Raw genomic sequence first — 26854 nt, 5'->3', positions numbered from 1 at the left:
TCAGCGGCTTCCATCCCGCCATATTTCGCCTTCCAGTTGTAGTAGCTGGCTTCGGAAATAGCGGCCTCGCGGCACACATCTTTGACGGTTCTGCCCGCTTCGACGGATTTCAGTACGGCGATGATTTGGTGCTCGGTGAACCGGATTTTACGCATGGCGATCTCCTCGGGGACATAATCAGTATGTCGGAAGATCTCTAAAAGTGAATGGGCCATTTTGGTGGGATACTTACAGCATGACTTGAAAGCTCGAATTAATACTCAGGGTTGGACAGCTGGTGTTCTACGTGAGTTTCGTAGAGTGGTGACACCACGGTTAGATATGAAATCGCCATATGGCTTGGGAGAAGTCAGACCGCCAAGCGGATCTTGGGAAGAGATTCAATTCAGCGAATTAGGTCATTTCGAAGTTGTGTTCGCTGAAAGACATGACGACGACTTGGACGTGCCTGATAATGTGTTACGACATGTATTCAATATCCTGGAAGAGCAATTACTTATTGCTTCAGGATTGCTGGAGGATATTGAGACTTTTTACTTCCCAACGCCAAGCTGTTATCCGGGGCGAGCTGTGGAAGGGGAAGAACATTTCGCGAAAGGTGCTGATGTATTGACATGGTTTGTCTCGCTTTTTGAACGTTTAGCGGTGAAGTGGCCAGAATTAGCTAAAGCACATGTCACAACTTGGCCAGTAACAGAGCCGTTTTTCTTCCGAAAACTTAGACTGTATGCATTTAGTAAAACAGCCGTCTTTAGGGCTGATCGTGTTGCCGAAGAAGTTTTGTCTTTAGAGCCAAATGGATTTTGGGATAAAAATGTTACCCGAGAACTTCTTTTTCTGCTGACAGACCGATGGAAAGAGTTCTCAGAAGAGGAGCAGAGCCTAATTATCGAGCTCATTCTGACAGATCCTTATCAATTGCCTTACCTGTCTGAGGAAGAACTCCTAAAAGAAAGGGAGGTGTTAGCTCCTAGATACGCTCGTTATCTCGAACTACAAGGCTGCGAACTAAAAGCAATTTATAGTGAGCGCCTCACTGCGATGATCCAAAGAATTCCTGATTGGCATGACGGCTGGGCTACCTCTGTGGTCGTCAGTTGGGGTACCCGCTCGGGGTGGGTCGGTACGGACGAAAAAACTGATTTAGTTTTAGACCTTCCTCTAAATAAGATAATCCCAAAAGCAAAAGAGGAGCTACAGCGGGAGGATTACCAATTTACGAGGAGACGTCCCTTTGTTGGTTTGATCAAAGAAAATCCACGTAAAGCATTGGCTGCACTTACGATTGCGGCGAAAAATGGCGATTACCCTAAGGAATTCTGGTCTCCAATGATAATTGAATTACCTGCAGGGATTAAACCAAGGCTGAGACGAGTATTCCTTAACTGCATAATGCGGTTACCAGCGACAACTTTAATCGAACTACGACATGTATTAAGTAGTTGGCTTGCACAAAACTTAGTTATGACGATTGAGTTTGATGATGGTCTCGCTTGGGCTGTCTATGATCATGTTGTCGAAGGCATACTGGGTGGTGGGTTTAATGCAACGGAAAGTGGTTTCGGAGAAATTTTCCGGAATGGAGAGGTTATTATACAGTCGAGGCGCACGTACGAACATGCAATCAATGGTCCTGTAGGTAAGTTTGCCCAAGCCCTTTTTCAAGCAATACCCGGAGAAGAAGCGAAAGCTGGTTCGCTTATTCCGGGCTCCATTAAGTCTCGCATTGAGAGTCTCTTTACAGCGCCCGGAGAAGGTGCGGATCACGCTATAGCTATAACGGCTCGCAATCTAAATTGGCTAATGTTTATTGATCCTGATTGGACAAAAGAAAGGCTTATACCAATTTTGGATTTTAAGCATCCAGCTGCAGAACCAGCATGGAATGGTTATCTTCACAGTGATGACATACCTCGTATTGCAGTAGCGGAGCTTATCAAGCCTGGTTTTCTTAACCTTATACCGTGGATCAAAAATCTTTCTTGGGGGAAAGATTTTTCAGTTCGAGCCTCGCAATGGCTTGGTTTAATGAGAATGTTCCATCCAGAAGAGCTATGTAGCCCTTCTGGAAATGAAATGCGTTCCATTTTGCGATCAACAACTGACGAGGTGAGAAATCGTTTTATTTCCTGGTTGGGTTTGGTTGGGCAGAAAAACGAGAGCGGTTGGGCTAACTACGTGATTCCATTAATTAGAGAGGACTGGCCCAAAGAACGCCAGTATAGGACAACGGGCTCGGTGAAGGCGTGGATTGGTCTACTTGACGATACTGGCGACAATTTTCCGGTGGTCTACGATGCAGTAAAAACACTCTTGGTGCCAATCGAGACATTTGATCACCAGTTGTACCGTTTCACTCGAGAGTTCGGTGGTGAAAAGCCAATTGCAATGCTTTTTCCTGCAGCGACTCTTGATCTAATGGATAGGATAACACCACAGAGGTTCACACGACCGCCATACGAGTTACAGAAGATACTCGGCCTAATTGAAGAGAAAGAACCAAGCCTAATCAAGGATTCGCGGTACTTACGGCTTATTGCGCTTGTTGAGAAAAGCTAGTGATTGTCCTTGAAAGAGACATAGATATGGCCCGATCTTACGGCAGAATTAAGTACAATATGACTAACGATGGACAATGCCAAACTACTACAAATGGTAATTATCACATCAAGAACTACATGGTGTTCACTACCAATTATGAAAAACAGGCTTATGTGACCTTTGACTCAAAGCCGATCTAGTGATGAGAAATTGCCTTGTATGAAATCAATAAATGAGCCTACATTATCCATTGTTATAAAAGACTTTTATTAACATGATACTGCTTACAATAAGGTCAAATGTGCATCCAGCACTCCAAAAGAAATGTGAAGGTGGAATTTGTCTGATACGAATCTGAATGGCCCAGCAAACGGTGGTGGTGCGGCAACCAGCAGCGGTATTTTATTCGAGCAAAAGCTAGGCGCTTATTTTGCGGCACAAATTCTCAATGGAGACAGACTGGATGCACATCTTGGTTTAGGGAATGCCGTTCCTATCTGGTTACGTTTTGAAACTGAAGCGCCTGTAGACGATATACTGGTTGCAACTTCCGCTGAGGGTTTTGTGGCTATTCAAGCCAAAACCACAGTTTCTCTTTCAGATGATGAAAACAGCCCATTTTACCGAACGGTGGAGCAATTTGTTCGATACTGGCTGACATCCGAGAGTGGTAATGGTTCTTTGGAATGGAATAGGCCTCTAGACCCAGATAAAGATCGCCTCGTTTTAGCTGTTAGCGCTAAAGCCCCCGTAACTGTCCGCACAACTCTTGCAACTACCCTGCAACTTTTTTCTCATCATGGTAGCGGTGCCATGAATAAGAGTCAGCAACAGGCATTCGATATTTTTGAACGCTGCGTTTTTAATGCATGGAAACGCTCAACATCGGCCCCTCAACCACCACATTTACTAACCCAACTTTCTCGACTCATTGTTGTGTTGGTTGTCGATTTTGAAAGCATGGACTCAGTGATCACCTCCAAGCTTACGCAGAGCCTTGATCAGGATACAGATCCAACGACAGCTCTAAGTGTGCTTGCAGAAATCTGTGGCAAAATGATGTCTCGCCGTGGTGGCGGAGATAGCACACTCTTGCGTAATGAACTTATGGGGAAAGGTATAAAACTGGCAGCATCCCCACTATATCGCAATGATATTGCCCGGCTTCGTCAGCACTCCTTGGAAATTGGTAACTCACTTAAGCGATATGAGATCATCGAAAGCGAGTCTGGACATCCAGTAAGCCTAACCAGAGAGTGTCAAAATGCCGTTGAAGAGGCAGTGCAAACTGGTTCTCTGCTGATTATCGGTGAACCTGGAGCGGGTAAAAGTGGTGTGCTCAATACTTTAGCCCGCAATCTTCGTCAAAGAGGCGATGATGTGTTGGAGCTGGCAGTTGATCGCTACTCAGTGGAATCATTAGAGGGACTTAGCCGCGAACTCAGACTTGAACATAGTCTCACTGATGTTATCGAAGCATGGGATGGCCCATTAAATGGTTGGCTGATTATTGATGCACTAGATGCAACCAGAGGAGGAAAAGGTGAAGCAGTTTTTCGCCCTCTGATTGAAAAGATAATGGAACGTGCTGGTCGATGGCGTGTGATTGCATCAATCCGAAGTTTTGATCTAAGGATGGGTGTAAAACTCCGTGAGCTGTTTAAAGGGCATCCCCCCATTGCTGAACTATCTGACTCTATGTTTTCAGCTGTTCGTCATATAGTCATCCCTCGTTGGTCAGATAACGAATTCAAGCAGCTATTAAAACAGTCTCCGGCGTTAGATATATCACTGAACGGAGCCTCTGAAAGGCTGTTCGATCTAGCTAAAGTGCCTTTCAATACGAGGCTTCTTGCAGAGTTAATCTCTCAGAACTCACACATTAGTCTGCTTAACGTTTCATCCCAGACTGAATTGTTAAAGATATATTGGCAATACCGTGTTGAAGCACATGGCCTTAACGCAATTCAGTGTCTTAAAGCGCTTGTAGGTGCAATGATCACTTCTAGATCTCTCAAGGCACCGTCACTTCTTCCCCAAGCTAATGCAGAAATGATCGACATACTCTGTCGAGAAGGGGTATTAACACGAGAAGGGAATGATCGTTGGGTTCAGTTTCGGCATCATCTTTTATTTGACTACGCCGCAGCACAAACTGCATTTGATCCAGCCTCCCTAATTAGGGGAACGCAACAGTTTCCTAAACAACAAGCCCAAGGGTTAATCTTGTCTCCTGCCTTGGGCTTTATTCTTAAGGAAATCTGGGAGTACAGTGATGATCACCATCACTTTTGGAGTGCTATAGGCCATCTTCTGAATAATAAAGAATGTGATCCAATCATGCGTAGCTACGCTGGTCGTATCGCGGCAGAATATCCAACCGAAAAAAATGACCTACTTTGGCTCGCAAAACGAGTGGCAATTGGTGACAAGATTGCCATAGATAGCCTAGCCCATATTTGTGGTGCATTAGCAATACGTTTTGAAGATGAGAGAGAAATTCCTCTTCTGCCATGGGTAAATTTGGTAGCAGCCCTAACGCCTGAAGTAAAGTGTATAACCGAGACTTTACGTTTTTTATTGTACCAGCTGATTAAGCGAGTTACCGATAACAATTCCCTACGTGAAATGCTCGGTGTATCGAGCCGTGTATTGCTTTCATACAGCATCACACTGAATGAACCAGGGTACTTGGTCAGAAGCTCAATTCCCTTCGTTGCAGATACTATCGATACTGACATTCCTAATTCTTCTCGTTTACTCGAAAGTATCCTCGACACTGAAAGGCTACAGCATTTTGGCTCAGAGGAGATTCCTGCTCTTTGTTACAACATCGAGAAAATCGGGAAGAAAGCTCCAGATTTTGTTGTTAAGGTTTTTGATTTTGTCTATGCCCATGATGTCATAGAGGAAAGAGAGACTAATCTGGGGAGTAGCAGAATTCTACCGCTCAGGTCGAATGCACGACAGGATTATGAATCAGCTCGTTATTCACTCGGTGAGTATTTTCCCAATTTTCTCAAACTACATCCAGCGCAAGGAATTGAAGCTGTAGTTAGGGCAATACATGGCTTCGTGGCAAGAAAGCATCCTTTAGATACAATTGAAGAACATTTATCAGTTCCTGATTATGATATTAAGCTTCAAACTGATCGTAGCCATATATGGGCACACGATCCGGACAGTGACTACGGCCATGATGGTGAAGTACTGATTAAAAAACTACTTCAGTGTCTGAGAGAGGCCCCTGAATCAGATGCTATTATTCTTGCTAAACTTATCTGTGAGAAAGCATCGCTGGCTATATTCTGGGCAAGACTATTCCTTGCAGCAAATGAAAGAGATGATAGTCTTATTGATATTCTTTGGCCTATTGCTTCTCAAGAAATTTTCATCCGCAATAGTGATACTCGTAAAGATGCTATCGATCTAATAGGCAAAGGAATTGAACGTCGTTCGAAATCTGAACGATATAATTTGGAAAATACAGCTTTTAGGTATGACTTTTCCGAACATCCTTATCAAGAAGATGCAAAGAATAGGCTACTATGTCGCCTATTCAATACAATTGGTTCAGAAAAATTATATACTGATGCAGCTAGGGTTTTACTAAAAAACACCATTACCGATGAAAAATATTTACAAAATGACAGGATTTTTAGATTACATACGACTATTAGTAATGATACGCCGTATCATTATATTGATGGCTTGAACATAGATGAGCCAGATAATGAAGACCTTATCAAAACTATCGAAACAGCTAAATCAGCGCTCAGCTTAGACTCTAACAGGGAACTTTCGTCTAAATTATCAATAGATGAAATCTTTAGTATTCTCGAAACCGTGCGGGGAAAACTTTGCTTAGAAAATATTCATCCATATGTCAGAACATTAGCAGAAGATGTGATTGTCAAAGGGTGTTCCGCGGTTATTTCCAAAAAAATGCTGCCCCTTGAACATAGTGATAGGGCTGAGGAACGAACTTGGCATTTTTTAGAATTATTACAGATCATCTATAATTCTACAGACCCTACAGTGGATGAGGATACTGAGGAAACTTTTGCTCAAAGTATTGGTTGGGGCTCTCCAGCACCAAGAATTGATGCAGCACAAATCCTTATCGATGTAATACCTCTGCGCCCTGATCTTTATACGCGACTTAAGCCTGATATTCAAAAGTTGCTAAATGATCCTCACCCCGCAGTGCGTTTTCAGATATCAGCTCGCCTATTACATTTTTGGGGGATTGATCAGGAAATAGCTTGGGAGTACCTGAGCAAACGCCTAGAGCAAGAAAGTAACACAGGTATTATTGAACACATGGTTAGAGACGGTATCGGAAGATTACTGCATACCAACCCTCAACGTGTTTTCGAGATCATCTGTAATTTACTGAATCGTTTTGATGATAATTCTGAACATCAGAAACGTGTTCGAAATATAGTCAGCAGTGATCTAGCCATACTCTGGTATGTACATAATATCAATGAAGCATATGAAATATTGCAACAATGGATTATCAACCCAACAGTATATAAAAATGAGCTAAATAGCATATTGCTAGCTTCAAGAGAAGGATTTGTTCTTGGGCTCACTGACCAAGCCACATCCAAGGACTCGGCTATTAGACAACGTATATTTGATATGGCTTTTGACATTATTGATTCAGCCGGAATCAATCTAGAAAAATATTATTCTCTTAGTCAAATGTCAGATACGGATCAAGAAAATACGAAATTATGCGCTAAAATTGTTGACACGGCCTGCTCTCAGCTTCGTTTTGCATGCGAAGGTAAACTCAATGCGAGTAAATCGCCCTTAGATCAGAGCGGATTAAAAATATTCCTAGATGAAACAGAAAGACACCTGAGACGTATAGGTGATTGCGGAACACCACACACCATCTACTATCTTTTAGAATTACTTGAAACACTTGTTCCAGTAAATCCTGAAAAATGTTTTGACCTTATGGCTCATGCATTGCGTCATGGAACGAAGATCGGTTTCCAAAACGAATCAATGGGAATGGATCAACTGGTCAAAATGATGGGTATTTTCCTTGCTGATTATAAAACAATTTTTGAAGATGAATGCAGACGTGAACGCTTAATTGACAGTCTGGATATATTTATGGCCGCAGGTTGGCCCGCAGCTAGGCGCTTGCTCTATCGTTTACCGGAGTTTATTCAGTGAACGAAAACCAGCTACGGAATAAATTTAAAGAGGACCTTTCTGAGCTATTAACAGATATCAAATATGTTATTACTCAGGGACATCCTAATCCTTATGCACAAGTATGCGCAGATGTACTGCATGAACACAATACACGTGTGTTCTTTCTCGATCGGCTATTAACAATCTTAGGTTGGTGTCTTGGCCCTAAAGGGAATGTTACAGAAGAAGCCAGAATAAAAGCTGAAACCACACGCTTCATGGATTATGTTGGTCTAAATGAAGATACTAATGCACCGTTAATGATTTTTGAAGCAAAGGCTTGGGGTAAACCCTTTGTGACCGCACGGAAACCAGACGACAGAAGAATAAATGAGGAACTAATCGCTGCAGCAATCTGCCATGTGCTCGACGGAAATACGGGGAATAGCTCTCCTGTTATAAATCTGTGGCACGACTATATAAAGCAAATTATTGGCTACGTCCGTACTATGAAGGATAATAACACGCATGATACCCCATGCGCAGTTCTATCCAATGGCGAATGGACAGTAGTGTTTACAAACCCAACCCTAACATTTATCACGGGTAAAGTAAGCTCTAGAGATATTCACACTTTCAATCTAAACACATATCAAAGTGATGCTGATTCATTATTTAATTTACTACATCGCTCTCTGCTTACAAAAGAAATCCCATATCCTTTACGTGCAACTCAAATAAATGAATATATTAGAGCTGATTCAATTGACTCAGTTTATTATGGCGTTCATGTTTATTATGAAGAGACGGGGAGTCGATTCCATGGGCCAAAACCAAAAATTCTAATTTATCCAGTTTTAATTTTTCAACGGAGTGATGGTGTATTTGCGATAGTAAGCAACTCGGGCGAAAACTTCCCAATGGACTATGTAAAAAATAGCAACAAAAATACAAGCGATCTCAGTGAACATTTAGAATCTGTATCTTCTTGTTTGGATGAACTTTATGAAAAGTGTGGGGGTGAATTAAATCTTACCTTGGAAATATCTCCTCTAAATAAATTCCCAGGTTTTCCAACGAAATCATCTGGCCCTCTAAGTTCCACAGCGATTATTAAGCAAATAAAAAACTCTTATAATGAATGGTTTGTTGTTACAGGGAAAGAAAAGCATTATCTTTCCGATAAACCATTAATTGAATTATGCCGTTTTCACGCATGGGCAGAGTGTCGAACGGAAAATCAGGCTAATGGAGTATCTGCTATTAATACTCGCTCAACTAGCCCTCGAATAATATTTATAGACTCTGAGAATCATCATTGTGCTCATCAAGCTATATTTGATAGAAAAAAACAAAATGCTATTTATTAGAAATTGACGAACGAATTTGCTGCCAAGCTTGCAATTTTTTACATACTTGTTGGTCTCAAGACGATTTGGAAAAATTACCTTGTGGCAAATGAGTTTGATTAACGGTGCATTGTACACACCGTCATCATTACACTTGTAGACGTTAATTTTAAGCTCGTAATTAACTTATCTTTAAACCATTACTTTGTACGAAACCCAACCACGCCCCTGTTCCCTGGCCATCCTATTCACCAACATAATCCCCATACCACTGTAACATCTCCCTACGTTGCTCAAGATACTGAGCATGGTTGTACGTGCCGCGAATGGTGTTCTTATCCACATGAGCCAACTGTAACTCGATCCACGCCGTGTTATAGCCTTGCTCGTGCAGGATGGTACTCATTGTGTGTCTGAAGCCATGTCCTGTCGCCTTCCCGTGATAACCAATCCTTTTTAGTACCTGATTGATACTCGCTTCGCTCATTGGCTTGGTGATGTCATTACGCCCAGGAAATACCAAGTTAAAACGTCCAGTAACAGCTTGTATCTCTCGCAGCGCCGCCATAACTTGATCAGATAGTGGCACAATGTGAGGGCGGCGCATCTTCATTCTTTCAACCGGCACTTCCCAAACTCGCTTATCAAAATCAAACTCTTTCCATTCAGCCATACGCAACTCTACGGTACGAACGCCAGTTAGCATCAGAATCTTTGTTGCTAACCTAGTTATAGGACTTCCTGAATATGAAGCGAGTGCTTGCAAGAAAGCAGGAAGTTCATCCGCTAGTAGGTGAGGGTAGTTTGTTGATTTAGGGGCTTTAAGCGCACTTGCAAGTTCAGAAAATGGGTTGGTTTTAGCTCTGCCTGTAACAATGGCGTAGTTGCATACTTGTTTGCAGGCCTGACGAATTTTTCGCAATTTATCGAGCACACCACGTTTTTCTAACTTACGCAGCGTTGTTAACCCTTCCAATGGTTCAATTTCAGCGATTGGGCGCTTACCGATATCCGGGAAGATATCGTTTTCAAATGCTTCCATCAGATCTTCGGCGTAGCCTTTTGACCAGTTCGGTCGTTTGTACTCATGCCATTCAAGCGCGATAGCTTTGAAGGTATTTTCTACATTTGCCTTCTGAGCCAATTTTTCAGCTTTTTTCTCCTCGCTCGGATCGCCACCTAAAGCAACCATCTTGCGAGCTTCTTCGCGCTTGAGCCGGGCATCGGCCAGAGAGATATCAGGGTAAACACCAATGGAAAGTTTTTTCTCTTTCCCCAAAACACGATACTTAAAGCGCCAGTACTTTGCACCATTAGGCTTTACTAACAGATACAAGCCACCGCCATCGGTGAGCTTGTATTCTTTTTCTTTGGGTTTTGCAGTTTCTATCTGTCGCGCATTTAGTGGCATAGGGGCCTCTAATTTCCATTGAACGAGATGAGCCCCCTCAAAGGCCCCCAGATACCACTTGATTTGGGTATAACTGAGTTGACCACAGTAGAGCTCGGGACAGAAAAATCCAGTGATTTCAGGGAGTATAAAGGAGGAAAAGCGAATTCAGTAGAGGTATGTTGACTTGAAAATGGTACGCCCTACAGGGCTCGAACCTGTGACCTACGGCTTAGAAGGCCGTTGCTCTATCCAACTGAGCTAAGGGCGCACTGTATTCCTTTCGGAAGCATTGCGGGTTCGGATTATACGGTCAGTACCTTACTAGTCAATGGCTTTTGAACTGCCTGCGCGACAATTGAGCATAAAGGCTTAACAATGCCTGACAGCGAGCCGCGCTTCTGACAAAATAGAAACAATCCCCTCCCTTTTCGATTACAGACGGAATCATCTGACTGATGGCAGCAAAGATTATTGACGGTAAAACGATTGCGCAGCAGGTACGGCTTGAAGTTGCTGAAAAAGTGAAAGCCCGAATTGCCGCTGGAAAACGTGCTCCAGGACTTGCGGTTGTTCTGGTTGGCGAGAATCCTGCTTCGCAAATTTATGTTGGAAGTAAACGTAAGGCATGTGAAGAAGTGGGCTTTATTTCCCGCTCGTACGATTTGCCTGACACAACTTCTGAAGCAGAGCTGCTGGAGCTGATTGATACGCTCAACGCAGATAAAGAAATTGACGGTATCCTGGTGCAGTTACCCCTGCCCGCAGGTATCGATAACGTGAAAGTTCTGGAGCGTATCGACCCGGATAAAGATGTTGATGGTTTCCATCCCTACAACATAGGTCGCCTGTGCCAACGTTCGCCGCGTCTGCGTCCTTGTACGCCACGTGGCATCGTGACGCTGCTTGAGCGTTACGGTATTGATACCTACGGCCTGAACGCCGTGGTGATTGGCGCATCCAACATTGTTGGCCGCCCGATGAGCATGGAACTGCTGTTGGCGGGTTGCACCACTACCGTGACTCACCGCTTTACCAAAAACCTTCGTCATCACGTTGAAAATGCTGATTTGGTGATCGTTGCTGTTGGTAAACCTGGCTTTATTCCAGGTGAGTGGATCAAAGAAGGGGCGATTGTGGTGGACGTGGGTATTAACCGTCTGGAGAGCGGTAAAGTGGTCGGCGACGTAAATTATGATGAAGCCGCTGCCAAAGCCTCGTATATTACGCCGGTTCCGGGTGGCGTTGGCCCAATGACCGTCGCCACTCTTATCCAGAATACCTTGCAGGCTTGCGAGGAATATCATGATGTCCATGGAGAATAAAATGGCGACCTTCTCATTAGGTAAACACCCACACGTTGAATTATGCGATCTGCTGAAGCTGGAAGGCTGGTGTGAAAGCGGCGCACAGGCGAAAGCGGTGATTGCAGAAGGGCTGGTGAAAGTAGACGGCGAAGTAGAAACCCGCAAACGCTGCAAAATCGTTGCGGGTCAGACAGTGGTTTTTGAAACACTGAGCATTACGGTCGAAGCTTAAACTTCCCGTTTAACCCTCGCTTTCCGGCGAGGGTTTCCCTTCTGAATTAATTTTCTGCAATTCTATGTATATTTCCGGGCCTGCTCAAAGAATGAGGCCTGTCGTCAGACTGGCCTCATTACGGGTGACGATATGACTAATCAGGCATTGCTCACCGGTTTTTGTTCTGTCTTCACCTGAGCATTTTCCAGCATTTTGCGTACCGGAATAATCAGCACGAACAGTACAGCCGCACAGATCAGTAACGCAATGGAACAACGCGCGAACAGGTTAGGCAGCATATCCAACTGATCGGCTTTCACGTGACCGCCAATCAGGCCTGCCGCAAGGTTACCCAGCGCGCTGGCGCAGAACCAAAGCCCCATCATCTGGCCACGCATTCTTTCTGGAGCCAGCAGTGTCATGGTCGCAAGTCCAATTGGACTCAGGCACAGCTCGCCGAGTGTCAGCATCAGGATGCTTCCCACCAGCCACAGTGGCGACACACCAGCACCGCCGCTGTTCAGAACATTTTGTGCTGCCAGCATCATCAAACCAAAGCCCGCAGCGGCGCATAAAATACCGATGATAAACTTGGTGATACTACTTGGGCGGATGTTATTACGTGCAAGGCGCGGCCATGCCCAGCTAAACACCGGTGCCAGTAAAATGATAAACAGCGCATTGATTGACTGGAACCACACAGCAGGGATTTCAAAATCGCCGATCATGCGGTCGGTGTAGTCATTCGCAAATAGGTTGAACGAAGTGGGTTTCTGCTCAAACGCAGACCAGAAGAAGGCCGCAGAAACTAGCAGAATAAAGCAAACCAGCAGCCTGGCGCGCTCTTTGCGGTTAAGACCCGCGAACATGAACAGATAGATAAAATAGAGCGCTACCGACGCCGCAATCACGTATACCAGCACACTGGCAACCGCAACGGGGTTAATGACAATTACACCTTTTGCAATCAGCGTCACGATAACAGCCACGCCGACCGCCAGTGCCAGCAACCAGCCACCGACACCGTTTTTCTTAGCTACCGGACTGTTCCAGGTTGAATCCAGGCCCACTTCACTGTCGTAGCGTTGCATGGCCGGAACGGCGAACACACGGAAGATAACCAGCGCAACCAGCATTCCGATACCACCGATACCGAAGCCCCAGTGCCAGCCGTGGGTTTTTATCAGCCACCCGGAGATCAGGGGGGCAATAAACGAACCCATGTTGATGCCCATATAGAACAACGAGAAACCGCCGTCACGACGCGCATCGCCTTTTTTATACAGCGTCCCGACCATGACTGAGATGCACGTTTTGAACAGGCCAGAGCCAAGAACGATAAACATCAGGCCGATGAAGAACAGGTTGTCGCCCATGAACGCGGAAAGCGCAATCGACAGGTGGCCGAGGGCAATGAGAATCGAGCCATACCAGACAGCTCTCTGCTGCCCTAACCAGTTATCAGCAAGCCATCCGCCAGGCAGCGCTGCCAGATACATACAGCCAGCAAAGATACCGACGATTGCCGATGCGTTTTCACGCGCAAGCCCCATACCGCCGTCGTAAACCGTTGCTGCCATAAACAAAATGAGTAACGGACGGATCCCGTAAAATGAGAATCGCTCCCACATCTCAGTAAAGAACAGTGAGCCTAACGGGTAAGGATGACCGAAGAAGGTTCGGCTCTCGTTGTTGTTAACCGAGGATTGCATAAATTCTCCAAGAGGGTGTGTGGTTGTGTTGATCAGTGGCGAAATGCCTGGCGGCTAGCTGAGTTGCCGCTCTTTAACATTCAGCCATTATTATTAGTTAGCGGGATTTGTCTAATGCCAACCGCAGAACTTTTAGATGAAAAGTCGACTAATGTCTACGTTTACAGATTTTATAGCGGCAGTTATGAGATGTAGATGGGCAGATTTTGGTGTGAAAACCTTGTTCGTCAGGCCATAAATTATCACGGTGAAACGTTCCTCTTAGCCCAGGCTGTTAGAGAGGAAGTAGTGACCAGTTTCGGATGTTAAGCCTGGTTTCTTTTTGTTTATCCTGAGCTATTCTGCTTTTTCCACTCATCAGACAATGCCTTCTATGCCAACTATCATCACTCACGCTGCGGTACCCATTTGTTTAGGATTAGGGCTTGGCAAAAAAATTATTCCTCCACGTCTGCTATTGGGCGGGATCATTCTGGCGATGTTGCCGGATGCCGATGTACTGGCGTTTAAATTTGGCGTGGCGTATGGCAATGCTTTTGGTCACCGTGGGTTCACGCACTCTTTGCTGTTTGCATTTGTGGTGCCGCTACTGTGTCTATTTGGCTATCGTTGGTTCCGCGCAGGTTTTGTTCGCGTCTGGTTATTCCTGACGGTGTCACTGCTTTCGCATAGCCTGTTGGACTCGGTTACGACCGGCGGCAAGGGTGTTGGCTGGCTATGGCCGTGGTCAGATGAACGATTTTTTGCGCCATGGCAGGTGATTCGTGTCGCACCTTTTCAGCTCTCTCGCTACCTCGAACCCCGTGGTCAGGCGGTAATTTGGTCTGAGCTACAATGGGTTTGGTTGCCAGGTTTGCTGATGGCGTTCTTACTGTTTGTTATACGTAAGAATTTGCGCTAACGGCGTCATGTTTTTTGGCGGATGACGCGAGCTTATCCGCCTTATAACATCTATTTCACTTCCAATAAGCCCTCATAAATTGCAGGTCAAAACCTGCTCAACTTCAAATATTCGATAACAGTATGGCTACAACGCATATTTTAGTTGCCGGGCAAAAAACGTTTCGTCAGTATAGGTAGAACGTTCTAGTAGAACGTTCTACCAAGCATAAAAACGCGTAAAACCAAAAACGCGTAGGCGGCGTCAACACCGGGGGATTGTTTATGAGTTTGCTATCCAGTATTACAAAATCGTTATCTAAATTGTCGATGATAGGCCGCGCATTAATGCTGCCTATCTCTTTGTTGCCGGCGGCAGGCTTGTTACTGGCCTTCGGCGATAAATTCCATTTGCCGTTAATGATGAATGCGGGTGGGGTGATTTTCGACAACCTGCCGATGCTGTTTGCGATTGGCTCGGCTGTGGGTTTGGCTGCTGAATCGGGGATTGCTGCACTGTCGGCGGCGGTATCAGTCTTTATTATTAACGTCACAATTGGCACGGTGATGCATATCACGCCAGAAATGGCGGCAGCAGGCGGGAAATATGCCATGGTTGTTGGCATCCCAACGTTGCAGATGGGTGTGTTTGGTGGCCTGATTTCCGGCATTCTGGCCGCATGGTGCTATAACAAATTCCACACCATGCAGCTCCCTGAGTTCCTCGGTTTCTTCTCGGGTAAACGCTTTGTTGCCATTGCTACCGCGTTTTTATCGTTCCTGCTCGGGATGGCATTGCCATGGATTTGGTCATATATCCAGTCGGGAATTGATTCGCTGTCGGTTATTGTGAATGGTGATAATCAGGCGCTTTCAACGTTTATCTTCGGCCTGGTTGAACGTGCGTTAATTCCGTTGGGGCTGCACCACATCTGGTATCCGTCATTCTGGTATTCATTTGGTGAGTACACGACCACAGCAGGCCAGGTTATCCACGGTGACCAGACAATCTGGTTCAAGATGCTCGAAGAAGGTGTGAAATCCTTTAGCAGCGACAGCTACCATAACGCAGGCAAATTCATGCAGGGTGAATTCCCACTGATGCTGTTTGCACTGCCTGCAGCATGTCTGGCGATGTACCACGAAGCGAACACCAAAAATAAGAAAATTGCCTCCGGTATTCTGTTCTCTGCGGCATTGACCTGTTTCCTGACAGGCATTACTGAACCGGTTGAATTTACCTTTATCTTTGTTGCGCCAATCCTGTATGTATTCAACGCAATTATGGCTGGCCTGTCTTACATGTGTATGTACCTGCTGCATGCGCATATCGCCAAGTCGTTCTCGGCAGGCATGATTGACTACATCTCCTTCGGGATCCTGCCGTCGTTCAACGGTTATCAGACTAACTTCTTGTCGGCTGTGATTGTCGGTATACCGATGGCGCTGATTTATTACTTCACTTTCCGTTTTGTTATTCGCCGTTTCGATGTGAAAACACCGGGCCGCGCTGATATTACTGCCAACGCTAACGATAAAACCGATACTGAACTTGCTGGCGATATTATCGGCTTGTTGGGTGGGGCAGAGAACATTAACTCTGTTGGTTCATGTATTACGCGTCTGCGTCTGGAAGTGGAAAAAAGCGACCGTGTAGACAAAGACGGTCTCAATAGTCTCGGCGCGCGCGGCGTAGTGTTTGTTGGCGACTCGGGCATTCAGGTGATATTTGGCGCACGAGCTCAATTTATCGCACAGACGATGTCCACAATGATTGGTAAATAACTTCCCCCGTCATCCTTCAAGCTGCAGATGCGTTGGCTGCATTCACTTACCCCAGTCACTTACTCAAGTAAGTTCCTGGGGCTAAGTTCTTTTGCCGTCTTCCTGCAACTTGAATGCTATAGGGGAAAGAGATGGAAAATAGTTAGCCCCCGGTATGTTTACTGGGGGCTTTATGGTATTGATAACAAGGATATTTAGTGCATAGGAACGGGATGAAAAAGGTCAATATTATTGATGTAGCCCAACTGGCGGGAGTTTCTGTCTCCACCGTGTCATTGGTGCTACGCCAAAAAGGTAAGATCTCTGAGGCAACTATTGAAAAGGTTAACGCTGCGATCAAACAGCTTGGCTACGTCCATAACGTTGCGGCGGCGAACCTACGTTCCAGTACCTCAAATCTTATCGGCCTGGTTATCCGTGATTTCAATGACTCCTTTTGTGTAAACGTTATGGCAAGCGTCGTCCATTATCTGGAAAAACAAGGCTATATGGTTTTTCTGGGCCACCCGCAGGACGATGACCAACAGCTTCAACAGTGTTTAACATCTTTTTCGCAGCAAGGCGTGGCGGGTGTTATTTATCTCGATGCTAACCACCGCTTAGCCTCTATTCCGGCGCTGATTGCACAATGCCCGTTGCCAACAGTCATCATTGCTGAATCGACTGTAAGCAGCCATCGGGATGTCATTGGTCGAGATAATCGCCAGGCCGGAAACCAGGCAACGCGTTATTTGATTGACCGTGGTCACCGAAATATCGCCTATTTGGGTGGAACTGCATCGAACTTGATGCGCGAAGAGCGTTTGCTGGGTTATCGCAATGCACTGGCGCAATACAATTTGCCGTTTCGCGAAGAGTGGGCTCCAGTTTGTGAAAACGACACCGAGAATGCTGCACGTTTAACACGTCAATTGCTTGAGAAAAACAGCAAAATCACCGCAATGCTCTGCCATTCACCATCAGCAATTATTGGCTGCCTCAATGGTATCCAGCAAGTTGGGCGAACGGTCGGTAAAGACGTGTTTTTGACTCAACAGGTTTCGTTGATTGGCTTCGAAGACATGATGCACATTAATCTCACCTCGCCACGCTTCACTTACGTTTCTTCATCCAGCGAAGAAGCAGGCCGACAGGCGGCAACATTGATTGTGAATAAGATTAAAGAGCCGGCGCTGCCTGCTCAGAAGATAATTATTTCAGGGGAGTTGGTGCTAAGGGAATCGGCCTGACAATTATTGTCCCCCTTCAAGAAAGGGGGACACATCATTTAACGGTGGTACTCGCCAGCGGCTTCCGGCTGGTATTGCAACTCCAGCACTTCCAGATGCGTCTGGTTACCGTTCGGTAACGTCCAATTAATTGTCGCACCAACACGCAAACCCAGCAGTGCTGCGCCAACCGGCGCCATGACTGAGAGTTGATTGTCGCTGTCTGTTAGGTTTACTGGGTAAACCAGCGTGCGAACATGCTCTTCTTTTGAGGATAGATCGCGGAATTTTACGCGGCTGTTCATCGTAACGACGTCGGCCGGAATATCTTCAGGCTTACACATTTCTGCTCTGTCCAGTTCTGCGTTCAGCACTGTAGCTACCGGCTGGTTAGCAAATTGTGGTTGCTCCAGCAAACGGTCAATACGCTCGGCATCGAGTTCATTAATGATAATGGCTGGTCTGGACATATTTCTCTCCGTGTAAAAAAACAGGCACTCATGTGCCTGATGGGGACCTTACAAAAGAAAACCCTCACCGGTAAGAGTGAGGGTTTGGTCTACAGTGATAATACTGAGCTTAACGTATAGTTTAAAGTGACCTGAGTCACAAACTGCAGTTACAGAATAATGCTACCGACTAATGCGAACAGGAAAGCGATAGTACCAATCAGCGTTTCCATCACGGTCCAGGTTTTCAGTGTGGTTTTCTCGTCCATTTCCAGGAAACGGCCAACCAGCCAGAAACCGGAGTCGTTAACGTGAGACAGAACAGTCGCACCACCTGCAATTGCCACCACGATGAAGCACAGATCGAACTGGCTCAGGCCTGGCGTTGCCGCAACCATTGGCGAGATAAGTGCCGCAGTGGTAGTCAGAGCAACGGTCGCAGAACCTTGTGCCACACGCAGAGCGGTAGAGATAACAAACGCGGCAACAATCACCGGCATACCTGTATCAGACAGCACACCAGCAAGCGCATCACCAATGCCGCTGGCACGCAGAACACCACCGAACATACCACCCGCACCGGTCACCAAAATGATGCCGCAGATTGGGCCAAGCGCGCCATCGCACACTTTTTCCAGATGCTGGCGGCTATGACGACCACTAAACACAGCAAGAGCAAAGAATACAGTTATCAGCAATGCAATCGGGGTTTTACCCAACATGCGCAGGAACTGAACTACGATATTGTCAGCCGTTACCCAACCGAGCACAGTTGCTGTGTTCAGGCCAGTATCAAGGAAAATAAGCACCAGTGGCAGCAGCAGAATTGACAATACAGTGCCAAAAGATGGTGGCTGGTGGTTTGGATCAGCTTCTACATTGCCGAGGAAAGAAGAAGGCAATGGTACTTCGAATTTCTTGCCAGCATACAGGCCAAACAGATACGCACCGAGATACCAGGTTGGAATCGCGATAACCAGGCCAACAATGACCAGAAGCCCAATGTTCGCGCCCAGCAATTCACTTGCAGCAACCGGACCCGGATGCGGTGGCAAAAGTGCGTGCATTACAGCGAACGCACCCGCAGCAGGCAGTGCATATTTCAGCGTAGAACCACCGAATTGTTTTGCTACGCTGAAAATAATTGGCAGCATCACCACCAGGCCCGCATCGAAGAAGATTGGGAAGCCAAACAGCAAAGATGCAACGCCAAGCGCTAGTGGCGCGCGGTGTGAACCAAATTTCCCGACCAGTGTGTCAGCCAATACTTTGGCACCGCCAGAGATTTCAAGTAAACGACCAATCATGGCACCCAGGCCAACCAGCAGGGCAACACCCGCCAGGGTACTACCAAAACCGCCCAAAATTGTTGGGACAATTTTATCGAACGGCACACCGGTGACCAGCGCAACAACAACACTCACAAGAGTTAATGCTAAGAATGCATGCACTTTGAAGCGCATGATGAGAATAAGTAGGAGTACGACTGCACAAGCTGCGATCCCAAGTAGGGTCCCTGCGCCGTAATGTGCTGTTATTTCGGTCATATATTTGTCCTCTGCGCCGAATTAATAGGTGAATACGCCCGTCATACTTCAAGCTGCAAGTGCGTTGGCTTCCTCGTTCACCTCAGTCACTTACCTGTGTAAGCTCCTGGGGATTCACTGCGTCGCCGCCTTCATGCAACTCGAATTATTTAGGGCTTCGAATACTAAACATAATTCACCATCTCTCTGATACCGGTAACATGATATCGGTAACATGACGCCTTCGGGAATGGAGTGCTCCATGTTTATTAACATTTTGAGAGCAACTTCAAACTATCGAAAGAAACCGTCCATAAGCCGCATTGATTAATTGCTGACCGTAAATAAACCTGCCATGGGCAAAACTTGCATTACTCTTTATAGGCACGTTTCACTCAGGCCTTGTGCGGTCATCACCTGAACCGGAGATATCATGAGCCATTACGACAAACTCACGTTAAAGGACGGCAGTTCTCTTTACTTTAAGGATTGGGGAGAAGGGCAACCGGTAGTATTCAGCCACGGCTGGCCATTAACGGCGGATGCGTTTGAAGACCAGATGTTTTTCCTAGGGCAGAAGGGATTTCGGGTTATTGCTCATGACAGGCGAGGGCATGGGCGCTCATCGCAAAGCTGGGAAGGAAATAACATGGATCAGTACGCCGATGATCTTTCCGAACTGACCGCGCATTTGAATCTCAAAGATGCCGTTCACGTTGGGCATTCAACCGGCGGCGGGGAAGTGGCGCGTTATATTGGCCGCCATGGCATCAGCCGTGTGGCAAAAGCGGTGCTGATAAGTGCCGTTCCGCCCATCATGGTCAAAACGGACTTCAACCCAAATGGTGTACCCATTGATGTGTTCGATGGTATCCGCGAAGGCGTGCGTGCGAACCGTGCGGACTTCTTCAAAGAGCTGACGCTACCGTTCTACGGCTATAACCGCTCAGGGGCTGAAATCTCAGAAGGTGTCAGAGAGAGTTTTGTTGAGCAAGGCATGCAAGGTGGCATCAAAGCGTTGTATGACTGTATCAAAGCGTTCTCGGAAACCGATTTGCGCGAAGACCTGAAGAAAATGACCATTCCGACGCTGGTTATTCATGGCGACGACGATCAGATTGTGCCCTTTGAAACCTGCGGTAAGGTGACAGCGGCAACACTGCCAGATGCGACGTTCATAGTTTATGAAGGTGGCTCACACGGCATTTGCACCACGGAGAAAGACCGGGTTAATGCTGATTTGTTGGCATTTTTGAAAGGTTAGCTGTTGTAGGCGGGTAAGTGGCTATTACCCGCCATTCAGCCACTCATTTAACCGCGATCGGCAACATAATCTCTTTTAAAATTTCATAGCGCTGTTGGGGTGAAAGCCAAATCAAACCCAACAGCTTATGCGCTTTTTCTTCACGTTCGAATTGGGCTTTTAACTGCATTAAAAAACGTTTCGTTGTGTTCATTATTACCTCCGCATTTGATAAACAAAGCATATGTCTACAAACCCGGAACTAATAGTGAACTGATTGTTTTTTGTCTTCCGCATTTAATTCAACAGCTGTTATCTGCTAATCAAACTCACATCTATCTTCGCCACAATTTTCCTCAGCGCAGCCGGTTCATTTAGCGTTGCCATAGGGCGATGAAGCTCGCCGGGGAAAAGAATCGTCAGGTCCCCCGGTCGTAGTTTTATCAATGTTTCACAGCCCATGTTTTTATAGAACCCGATATCATTTTGCTCATCGAACCCACCGTCTTGTTGCTGCTGCTGATCCACCGGTGCGGCACCGATTATCTCTTCGCCTTCAAGCACGATATGCACGTCGATATAACGGGCATGCATTTCAGGACGTTGCTCTTTCAGGAGTATGGTTTTGCCATCAAACACCGAGAAATAGATAAGTTCGCCTTCAATCGGGTATTTGCCGTTGGCTAATTGCTGTGGACAGTTTGCGATAATGGCTTGTAACGCATGGCGAATCACAGTTGGGTACACCGGGTTTTGAGCGGCATTCTCAAGTTTATCAATAATCATATTTCCCCCTTACACCGCAACCAGCATGCCGCCATCAACAAACAGCAGGTGGCCATTCACGAAGTTGGATGCTTTTGATGACAGGAACACCGCAGCACCAATCAATTCCTCAGGATCGCCCCAGCGAGCCGCTGGTGTGCGTTTGCATAGCCACTGGGTGAAAGCTTCATCGTCGACCAGCGTTTTGGTCATATCTGTTTTGAAGTAACCCGGCGCAATACCGTTAACCTGGATGTTGTAGCGCGCCAGCTCCACGCACATACCGCGGGTCAACATTTTCACCGCGCCTTTTGCTGCGGCATATGGCGTAATTGTGTCGCGGCCCAACTCGCTTTGCATTGAGCAAATATTGATTATTTTGCCGGCCTGGCGTTTAACCATGCGTCGTGAAACAGATTGTGAAACTAAAAATACGGCAGTTTGATTTACTGCAATAATATCGTTCCATTCATTAACAGGAAATTCAGTAAATGGGTGGCGACGCTGGATGCCAGCATTATTAATTAATACATCAATCGGCCCGATCTCTTGCTCGATATTTTCAATCGCAGTTTCCACCGCTTCCGGGTCGGTAACATTAAATGCAGCAGTCCAGGCGGTATAACCACTGTCACGTAATTTCATTGCCGCATGTTCGGCGCGTTCAGCAGTAATATCATTGATGATAATTTCAGCACCATGCTCAGCCAGGCCTTGTGCTAATAAAAAGCCTATTCCTTGTGCAGAGCCGGTAATTAATACGCGTTTGTTGTCGAGCGTAAACAAATTCGTCATGGTGAATTCCTGTTATTTTTGCATCGTATTTAATATCCCTTATCAAAGCGGTTCAGAGCGGGTAAAACTGTGAAGTAGATCACTGCGAATGGTGTTACGCCCGCATGATACCTGGAGTGTGAAGTGTGGTAGCTTTTCTTTTGTTAAGGATGCGAGGCATAATCCTTTTTCCGCGGGTTATCAGGAAAACCAGATGAAGTACCAGCGCATTACATTGCAGGACATTGCCGCCCTTGCGGGGGTGACAAAAATGACCGTCAGCCGTTATTTGCGCACACCGGATAAAGTCGCCCCGGAAACTGCCGCCCGAATTGCTGAAGTTATGGCGGAAGTGAATTATATGCCTGACCCTGAAAACAGGGCTTTGGCGAGCAATATGCAGCCGCGAATCGGCGTCATTATTCCCTCCTTTAATAACCAGATTTTTGCCGATTTACTGGCAGGTATCGAATCCGTAACAAAGCCAATGGGATACCAGACTCTGGTGGTTAATTACGCTTACGACCGCGAGCGCGAAGAAGAGCAAATTGCCACTGTGCTGGGTTTTAACGTCGCGGGACTTATCCTGACGGAAACCGTGCATACACTGCGGACCGAGAAGTATTTAAGTGCTGCCGGAATCCCTGTGGCTGAAGTGATGGACCTGGTATCTGGTAGCGGGCGCATTAACGTCGGCTTTGATAACTTCCGTGCCGGATTTGATATGACCAATATGCTGATTGCCAGTGGCAAGAAGCGGATTATCTATTTAGGTTCGATGGCCGATGTGCGTGATATCAAACGGTATGAAGGGTATTGCAAAGCCATGGCTGACGCGGGTTTGACTGACGGACGGCTAATGCCAAATAAAGTTTCCTCTGTAAGCGTAGGAACAGGAATGATGGCTATGGCGCGCCAGATGTACCCGGATATGGACGGTATTTTGTGTACTAATGACGATCTCGCCGCAGGCGTGTTACAAGAATGCCTGGCTGCCAACATTCGTGTGCCGGAACAGATGGGAATTGCTGGTTTTCACGGCCTTGAAATCGGCCAGGTTACGGTTCCAAAACTTGCTAGTGTTGTCACGCCACGCTTTGAAATCGGGAAAGTCGCTACGGAGATTTTATTGAAGAAAATCAATAAACAACCAACAATTGAACAAGTCGATTTGCACTATCGCTTATCTCTTGGCGGCACGCTTTAGTCGCTTAAATGCTGAAGCGATCACGCTAACGGTAACACGGTTTTCTAACATGGATTGGCGTGACCTACGTCGCAAAACCCTGCGCTTAAAAAGGCTTTGATGTTAAGCAGAAATATTGACTTAGCTGACTTAACCGGGGGAACCATGTCGCAACCTACCCAACACGTATTACTTATTGCTCCAGTGATGGATGCACTTCAGCAGCAACTGGAGACTCATTACACCGTTCATCGTCTTTACCAGCAGTCTGACGCTGCGGCCTGGCTTGCTGATAACGGCGCACAAATTGGTGCTGTTGTGACGCGGGGAGATATCGGCGTGACTACCGCCGTGCTGGAAAATCTGCCACAGGTCGGTGTGATTGCTGTTTTTGGTGTCGGCACTGATGCGGTGGATCTGGAATATGCTCGCCGTCGCGATATTGCGGTGACCATTACTGCCGGGGCACTCACCGACGATGTCGCTGACCTGGCTTTCGGTTTGCTGTTGAGTAGTGCTCGCCAGCTCTGCCAGGGTGACCGCTTCGTACGAGAAGGGCGCTGGCTTCAGGAAAGCCCTGCATTGGCAACCCAGGTGAGCCGTAAACGTATCGGCATCTTTGGGATGGGGAATATTGGCCGAGCCATTGCCCGTCGTGCCATCGGCTTTGATATGGAAATTTATTACACCGATCGCGAAATGGATAGCTCACTGCCGTATCACTGGTGTGAGGATGTATTAAGTCTTGCTCGCAATAGTGACTTTTTTATTGTTGCGGTATCGGGTGGCAAGGCAAGTCACGGCATTGTGAATCGGCAAGTATTCGAGGCATTACCTAAACATGCGTTGGTCATTAATATCGCTAGGGGTAGTATTATTAATGAGCAGGATTTAATTACCGCCTTACAAAATGGTGATATTTCCGGTGCTGGTCTGGACGTTTTTGTGAATGAACCTAATGTACCTGGTGAATTAATCTGTATGGAGAATGTGGTATTGCAACCCCATGTTGCCAGCGCCACACATGAAACACGTCAGCGCATGAGTAATATCGTATTTGAAAACGTTGAGGCTTATTTCAACCATAAAGCTCTGCCGCACCGTATTAATTAATTCCCCGGAGCCCTTTATTAAAAAGGGCAATGACTTTTATTGTCACGGATAAATACCATGGAAAAGAAAATCCCCGGCACTCGCTGGTGGCGCGTGGTCGCGCCTATTTTAATCGCCTGTATTATTTCTTTTATGGATCGGGTGAATATTAGTTTCGCACTTCCCGGTGGCATGGAGGCTGATTTAGGTATAACCAGCCAAATGGCAGGTCTCACCAGCGGGATATTTTTTATAGGTTACCTTTTCTTGCAGATCCCCGGTGGGCGTGCGGCGGTGAATGGTAGTGGTAAACGCTTTATCGCCTGGTCGCTGGTGGCGTGGGCTATCGTTTCTGTCGCCACAGGTTTTGTCACCAACCACTATCAGGTCTTAGTTCTGCGGTTTGTGCTTGGTGTCGCCGAGGGCGGAATGCTGCCTGTCGTGTTAACGATGATCAGCAACTGGTTCCCGGACCGCGAAATTGGGCGAGCGAATGCTTTCGTCATGATGTTCGCTCCTATCGGCGGTATGGTAACCGCGCCAATCTCGGGTGCGATTATTCAGAGTCTGGACTGGCGCTGGCTGTTTATCATCGAAGGTTTGCTGTCGATTGTGGTGTTGGCGGTGTGGTGGTGGCTGATTAGCGACCGTCCGCAAGACGCTCGCTGGTTACCTGCTGCAGAACGTGAATACCTGCTGGCGGAATTTGAACGCGATCGTCAGGCGCGAAGCCTGAAACAGCCTGTAAGTAATGCCCCGTTGCGCGATGTATTTCGTAACAGCAGTCTTATGAAGCTGGTGGCACTTAACTTTTTCTACCAAACCGGTGATTACGGCTACACGCTGTGGTTGCCGACAATCCTCAAAAACCTTACCGGCGCGAATATGGCGGGTGTCGGGCTGCTGGCAATAGTGCCTTTTGTCGCGACTATTATCGGTATCTATGTCATTTCAATGCTCAGCGATAAAACCGGTAAACGTCGACTGTGGGTGATGATTTCACTATTGTGTTTTGCCGCGGCATTGCTGGCATCGGTAGTTTTACGTCATAACATTATCGCGGCCTATATTGCTTTAGTGGTGTGCGGGTTCTTCCTGAAGGCTGCAACCAGTCCGTTCTGGTCGATTCCGGGGCGAATTGCATCTCCAGAAGTTGCCGGCGGGGCACGTGGTGTGATTAACGGATTAGGCAATCTGGGGGGCTTCTGCGGCCCGTGGTTGGTGGGGATGATGATTTATCTCTACGGGCAGAACATGGCCGTCTGCGCCCTGGCTGGTTCGTTGGTGATTGCAGCATTGATAACTCTGACGCTGCCAAAGAACTGCGATCTGACTCCCGATAATGGAAAGCCAGTCGCAGACGAGTCGGCTAAACAACCACACGTTGCTTAACGATCAATAACCTACAGCATCCAGGCGGAACTGCTTCGCGCAGTTGCCTGGATTTCTTTGTGTGACAAACGAGCTTTCATTAAGTGGGCCATTAATTTTTGCAGCATCCAGGGAGATTTGCATTTCCGTCAGGTATGCCGGGTTACCGTTACAGGTCAGTTTTACCGCCTTCACCGCATCATTTCCCCAGCTCTTTTCCAACGCTTTATTGAACGCTTTTCGCGTGACGACTTTGCCGTAGTTTGTTGCCAAAAATTCACCGAAAGCGCTTTGTTTGAATTCATTGTTCAGGCGAACCATGGTGCCGAAATAGGCGTTGGGGTTAAAACCAAAACACGCGCCATGTTTTGCGAACTCATAGCGTTCAAGGCACGACTGACCTCCAGCACCTGGCATGACGCCCGCAAGTTTGCTGGCGATATCTGTTGATAACACAGGTGCTGGCGCCTGGCATTTTTGTGAACCGCGAGCTTCGGCCATGTTCGGCACCGGGCGGGTTGAACAGCCGTAACGCATCCACCGTTTTTCGTCCACGCCTCGCGCCGCAACCGATTTTGGCAAACCTGGCCACAGGCCGTGCACGGTTAAGAAAGTGCGCTTGTCATTTTGCTCTTGCTGAGTTTTACATTCGGCAGGTTCGTTGCGGTTACGCTCATGTATGCTCTGGCAAAAACCGGTTTGCCAGGACAGAGCCAACACGTAACGGTCGAAATCGGCATACTGTTTGGCGGTGAGCTCTTCCGCGTGTAACAGATGGCTGGTGGCTAGTAGGGAAGTCAGGATTAGCGTGTTTCGCCACATTAATTTCATCGTTTTCTCGCTCAGGCTTCCAGAAGTCGCTTTATTTAAACATAAAAAAAGCGCCTCAATGAGGCGCTTATTACA

21 protein-coding genes and 1 tRNA gene are annotated in these 26854 nt (G+C 46.7%); 12 read left to right on the top strand and 10 right to left on the bottom strand.

Annotated elements, in window-relative coordinates; all coding sequences use genetic code 11:
• The coding region (locus tag GC128_RS02285) for a transposase (protein ID WP_151992922.1) at nt 1-155 on the bottom strand (155 nt) is incomplete at its 3' end.
• 166 nt (nt 156-321) lie between these two features.
• Between GC128_RS02285 and GC128_RS02280 the strand changes: the two genes are divergently transcribed.
• The 3 genes from GC128_RS02280 (at nt 322) to GC128_RS02270 (ending at nt 9068) form a co-directional block, all read left to right on the top strand.
• Complete coding sequence (locus GC128_RS02280) at nt 322-2559, top strand: hypothetical protein (protein WP_151992921.1); 2238 nt, start codon at nt 322-324, stop codon at nt 2557-2559.
• A gap of 321 nt (nt 2560-2880) precedes the next feature.
• Nucleotides 2881-7737, top strand: a complete 4857-nt coding sequence (locus tag GC128_RS02275) for an NACHT domain-containing protein (protein ID WP_151992920.1) — start codon at nt 2881-2883, stop codon at nt 7735-7737.
• On the top strand, nt 7734-9068 hold the full coding sequence (locus GC128_RS02270) for a hypothetical protein (protein ID WP_226811970.1): 1335 nt from the start codon (nt 7734-7736) through the stop codon (nt 9066-9068). Before GC128_RS02275 ends, GC128_RS02270 begins: the two co-directional genes overlap by 4 nt.
• Before the next feature lie 223 nt (nt 9069-9291).
• On the opposite strand, the gene GC128_RS02265 is transcribed toward GC128_RS02270, so the two are convergent.
• Entirely contained in the window at nt 9292-10458 is a 1167-nt protein-coding gene (locus GC128_RS02265; RefSeq protein WP_151992919.1) for a tyrosine-type recombinase/integrase, read from the bottom strand.
• 173 nt (nt 10459-10631) lie between these two features.
• A tRNA-Arg gene (locus tag GC128_RS02260) sits at nt 10632-10708 on the bottom strand.
• 187 nt (nt 10709-10895) lie between these two features.
• On the opposite strand from GC128_RS02260, the gene folD reads away from it, so the two are divergent.
• Complete coding sequence (gene folD, locus GC128_RS02255) at nt 10896-11762, top strand: bifunctional methylenetetrahydrofolate dehydrogenase/methenyltetrahydrofolate cyclohydrolase FolD (protein WP_151992918.1); 867 nt, start codon at nt 10896-10898, stop codon at nt 11760-11762.
• A gap of 1 nt (nt 11763) precedes the next feature.
• Nucleotides 11764-11976 (top strand): ribosome-associated protein YbcJ, encoded by a 213-nt coding sequence (gene ybcJ, locus GC128_RS02250; protein ID WP_064516971.1) that lies wholly within the window; start codon nt 11764-11766, stop codon nt 11974-11976.
• 140 nt (nt 11977-12116) lie between these two features.
• Here ybcJ and GC128_RS02245 read toward each other — a convergent pair whose 3' ends face one another.
• On the bottom strand, nt 12117-13670 hold the full coding sequence (locus GC128_RS02245) for a peptide MFS transporter (RefSeq protein ID WP_151992917.1): 1554 nt from the start codon (nt 13668-13670) through the stop codon (nt 12117-12119).
• A gap of 373 nt (nt 13671-14043) precedes the next feature.
• Between GC128_RS02245 and GC128_RS02240 the strand changes: the two genes are divergently transcribed.
• From GC128_RS02240 to malI, 3 genes are all read left to right on the top strand, one after another.
• Nucleotides 14044-14571, top strand: a complete 528-nt coding sequence (locus GC128_RS02240) for a metal-dependent hydrolase (RefSeq protein WP_151992916.1) — start codon at nt 14044-14046, stop codon at nt 14569-14571.
• A gap of 263 nt (nt 14572-14834) precedes the next feature.
• A complete protein-coding gene (locus tag GC128_RS02235) occupies nt 14835-16334 on the top strand; it encodes a PTS transporter subunit EIIC (RefSeq protein WP_151992915.1) in 1500 nt (499 codons plus the stop codon).
• A gap of 212 nt (nt 16335-16546) precedes the next feature.
• Nucleotides 16547-17563 carry a Mal regulon transcriptional regulator MalI gene (malI, locus tag GC128_RS02230; protein ID WP_151992914.1) on the top strand — a complete coding sequence of 339 codons (1017 nt, stop codon included), beginning with the start codon at nt 16547-16549 and terminating at the stop codon, nt 17561-17563.
• A 38-nt stretch (nt 17564-17601) separates the two neighbouring features.
• On the opposite strand, the gene rnk is transcribed toward malI, so the two are convergent.
• Nucleotides 17602-18012: a nucleoside diphosphate kinase regulator gene (gene rnk, locus GC128_RS02225; RefSeq protein WP_064516981.1), complete on the bottom strand. Its 411-nt coding sequence runs from the start codon at nt 18010-18012 to the stop codon at nt 17602-17604.
• A 149-nt stretch (nt 18013-18161) separates the two neighbouring features.
• Complete coding sequence (locus GC128_RS02220) at nt 18162-19538, bottom strand: GntP family permease (RefSeq protein WP_151992913.1); 1377 nt, start codon at nt 19536-19538, stop codon at nt 18162-18164.
• A 412-nt stretch (nt 19539-19950) separates the two neighbouring features.
• On the opposite strand from GC128_RS02220, the gene GC128_RS02215 reads away from it, so the two are divergent.
• Nucleotides 19951-20781: an alpha/beta fold hydrolase gene (locus GC128_RS02215; RefSeq protein WP_151992912.1), complete on the top strand. Its 831-nt coding sequence runs from the start codon at nt 19951-19953 to the stop codon at nt 20779-20781.
• 43 nt (nt 20782-20824) lie between these two features.
• On the opposite strand, the gene GC128_RS22945 is transcribed toward GC128_RS02215, so the two are convergent.
• The 3 genes from GC128_RS22945 to idnO form a co-directional block, all read right to left on the bottom strand.
• A complete protein-coding gene (locus GC128_RS22945; RefSeq protein ID WP_193216208.1) occupies nt 20825-20974 on the bottom strand; it encodes a hypothetical protein in 150 nt (49 codons plus the stop codon).
• A gap of 98 nt (nt 20975-21072) precedes the next feature.
• Entirely contained in the window at nt 21073-21546 is a 474-nt protein-coding gene (locus GC128_RS02210) for a YhcH/YjgK/YiaL family protein (protein ID WP_151992911.1), read from the bottom strand.
• 9 nt (nt 21547-21555) lie between these two features.
• Nucleotides 21556-22320 (bottom strand): gluconate 5-dehydrogenase, encoded by a 765-nt coding sequence (gene idnO, locus GC128_RS02205; RefSeq protein ID WP_151992910.1) that lies wholly within the window; start codon nt 22318-22320, stop codon nt 21556-21558.
• 193 nt (nt 22321-22513) lie between these two features.
• Here idnO and GC128_RS02200 point away from each other — a divergent pair, with 193 nt between their 5' ends.
• The 3 genes from GC128_RS02200 (at nt 22514) to GC128_RS02190 (ending at nt 25969) form a co-directional block, all read left to right on the top strand.
• Nucleotides 22514-23506: a LacI family DNA-binding transcriptional regulator gene (locus tag GC128_RS02200; protein WP_151992909.1), complete on the top strand. Its 993-nt coding sequence runs from the start codon at nt 22514-22516 to the stop codon at nt 23504-23506.
• A gap of 144 nt (nt 23507-23650) precedes the next feature.
• Nucleotides 23651-24598 carry a 2-hydroxyacid dehydrogenase gene (locus GC128_RS02195; protein ID WP_151992908.1) on the top strand — a complete coding sequence of 316 codons (948 nt, stop codon included), beginning with the start codon at nt 23651-23653 and terminating at the stop codon, nt 24596-24598.
• Nucleotides 24599-24655: 57 nt separating this feature from the next.
• A complete protein-coding gene (locus GC128_RS02190; RefSeq protein ID WP_151992907.1) occupies nt 24656-25969 on the top strand; it encodes an MFS transporter in 1314 nt (437 codons plus the stop codon).
• A 3-nt stretch (nt 25970-25972) separates the two neighbouring features.
• Here the strand turns inward: GC128_RS02190 and rna are convergent, their stop codons facing one another.
• Complete coding sequence (rna, locus tag GC128_RS02185; protein ID WP_151992906.1) at nt 25973-26779, bottom strand: ribonuclease I; 807 nt, start codon at nt 26777-26779, stop codon at nt 25973-25975.
• Nucleotides 26780-26854: the final 75 nt, after the last annotated feature.

Origin of the sequence: Buttiauxella massiliensis (assembly GCF_902500225.1) — a bacterium.
Lineage (GTDB): Bacteria > Pseudomonadota > Gammaproteobacteria > Enterobacterales > Enterobacteriaceae > Buttiauxella > Buttiauxella massiliensis.
The sequence above is the reverse complement of the archived record's forward strand: the minus strand, read 5'-3'. Positions and strand labels throughout refer to the sequence as shown.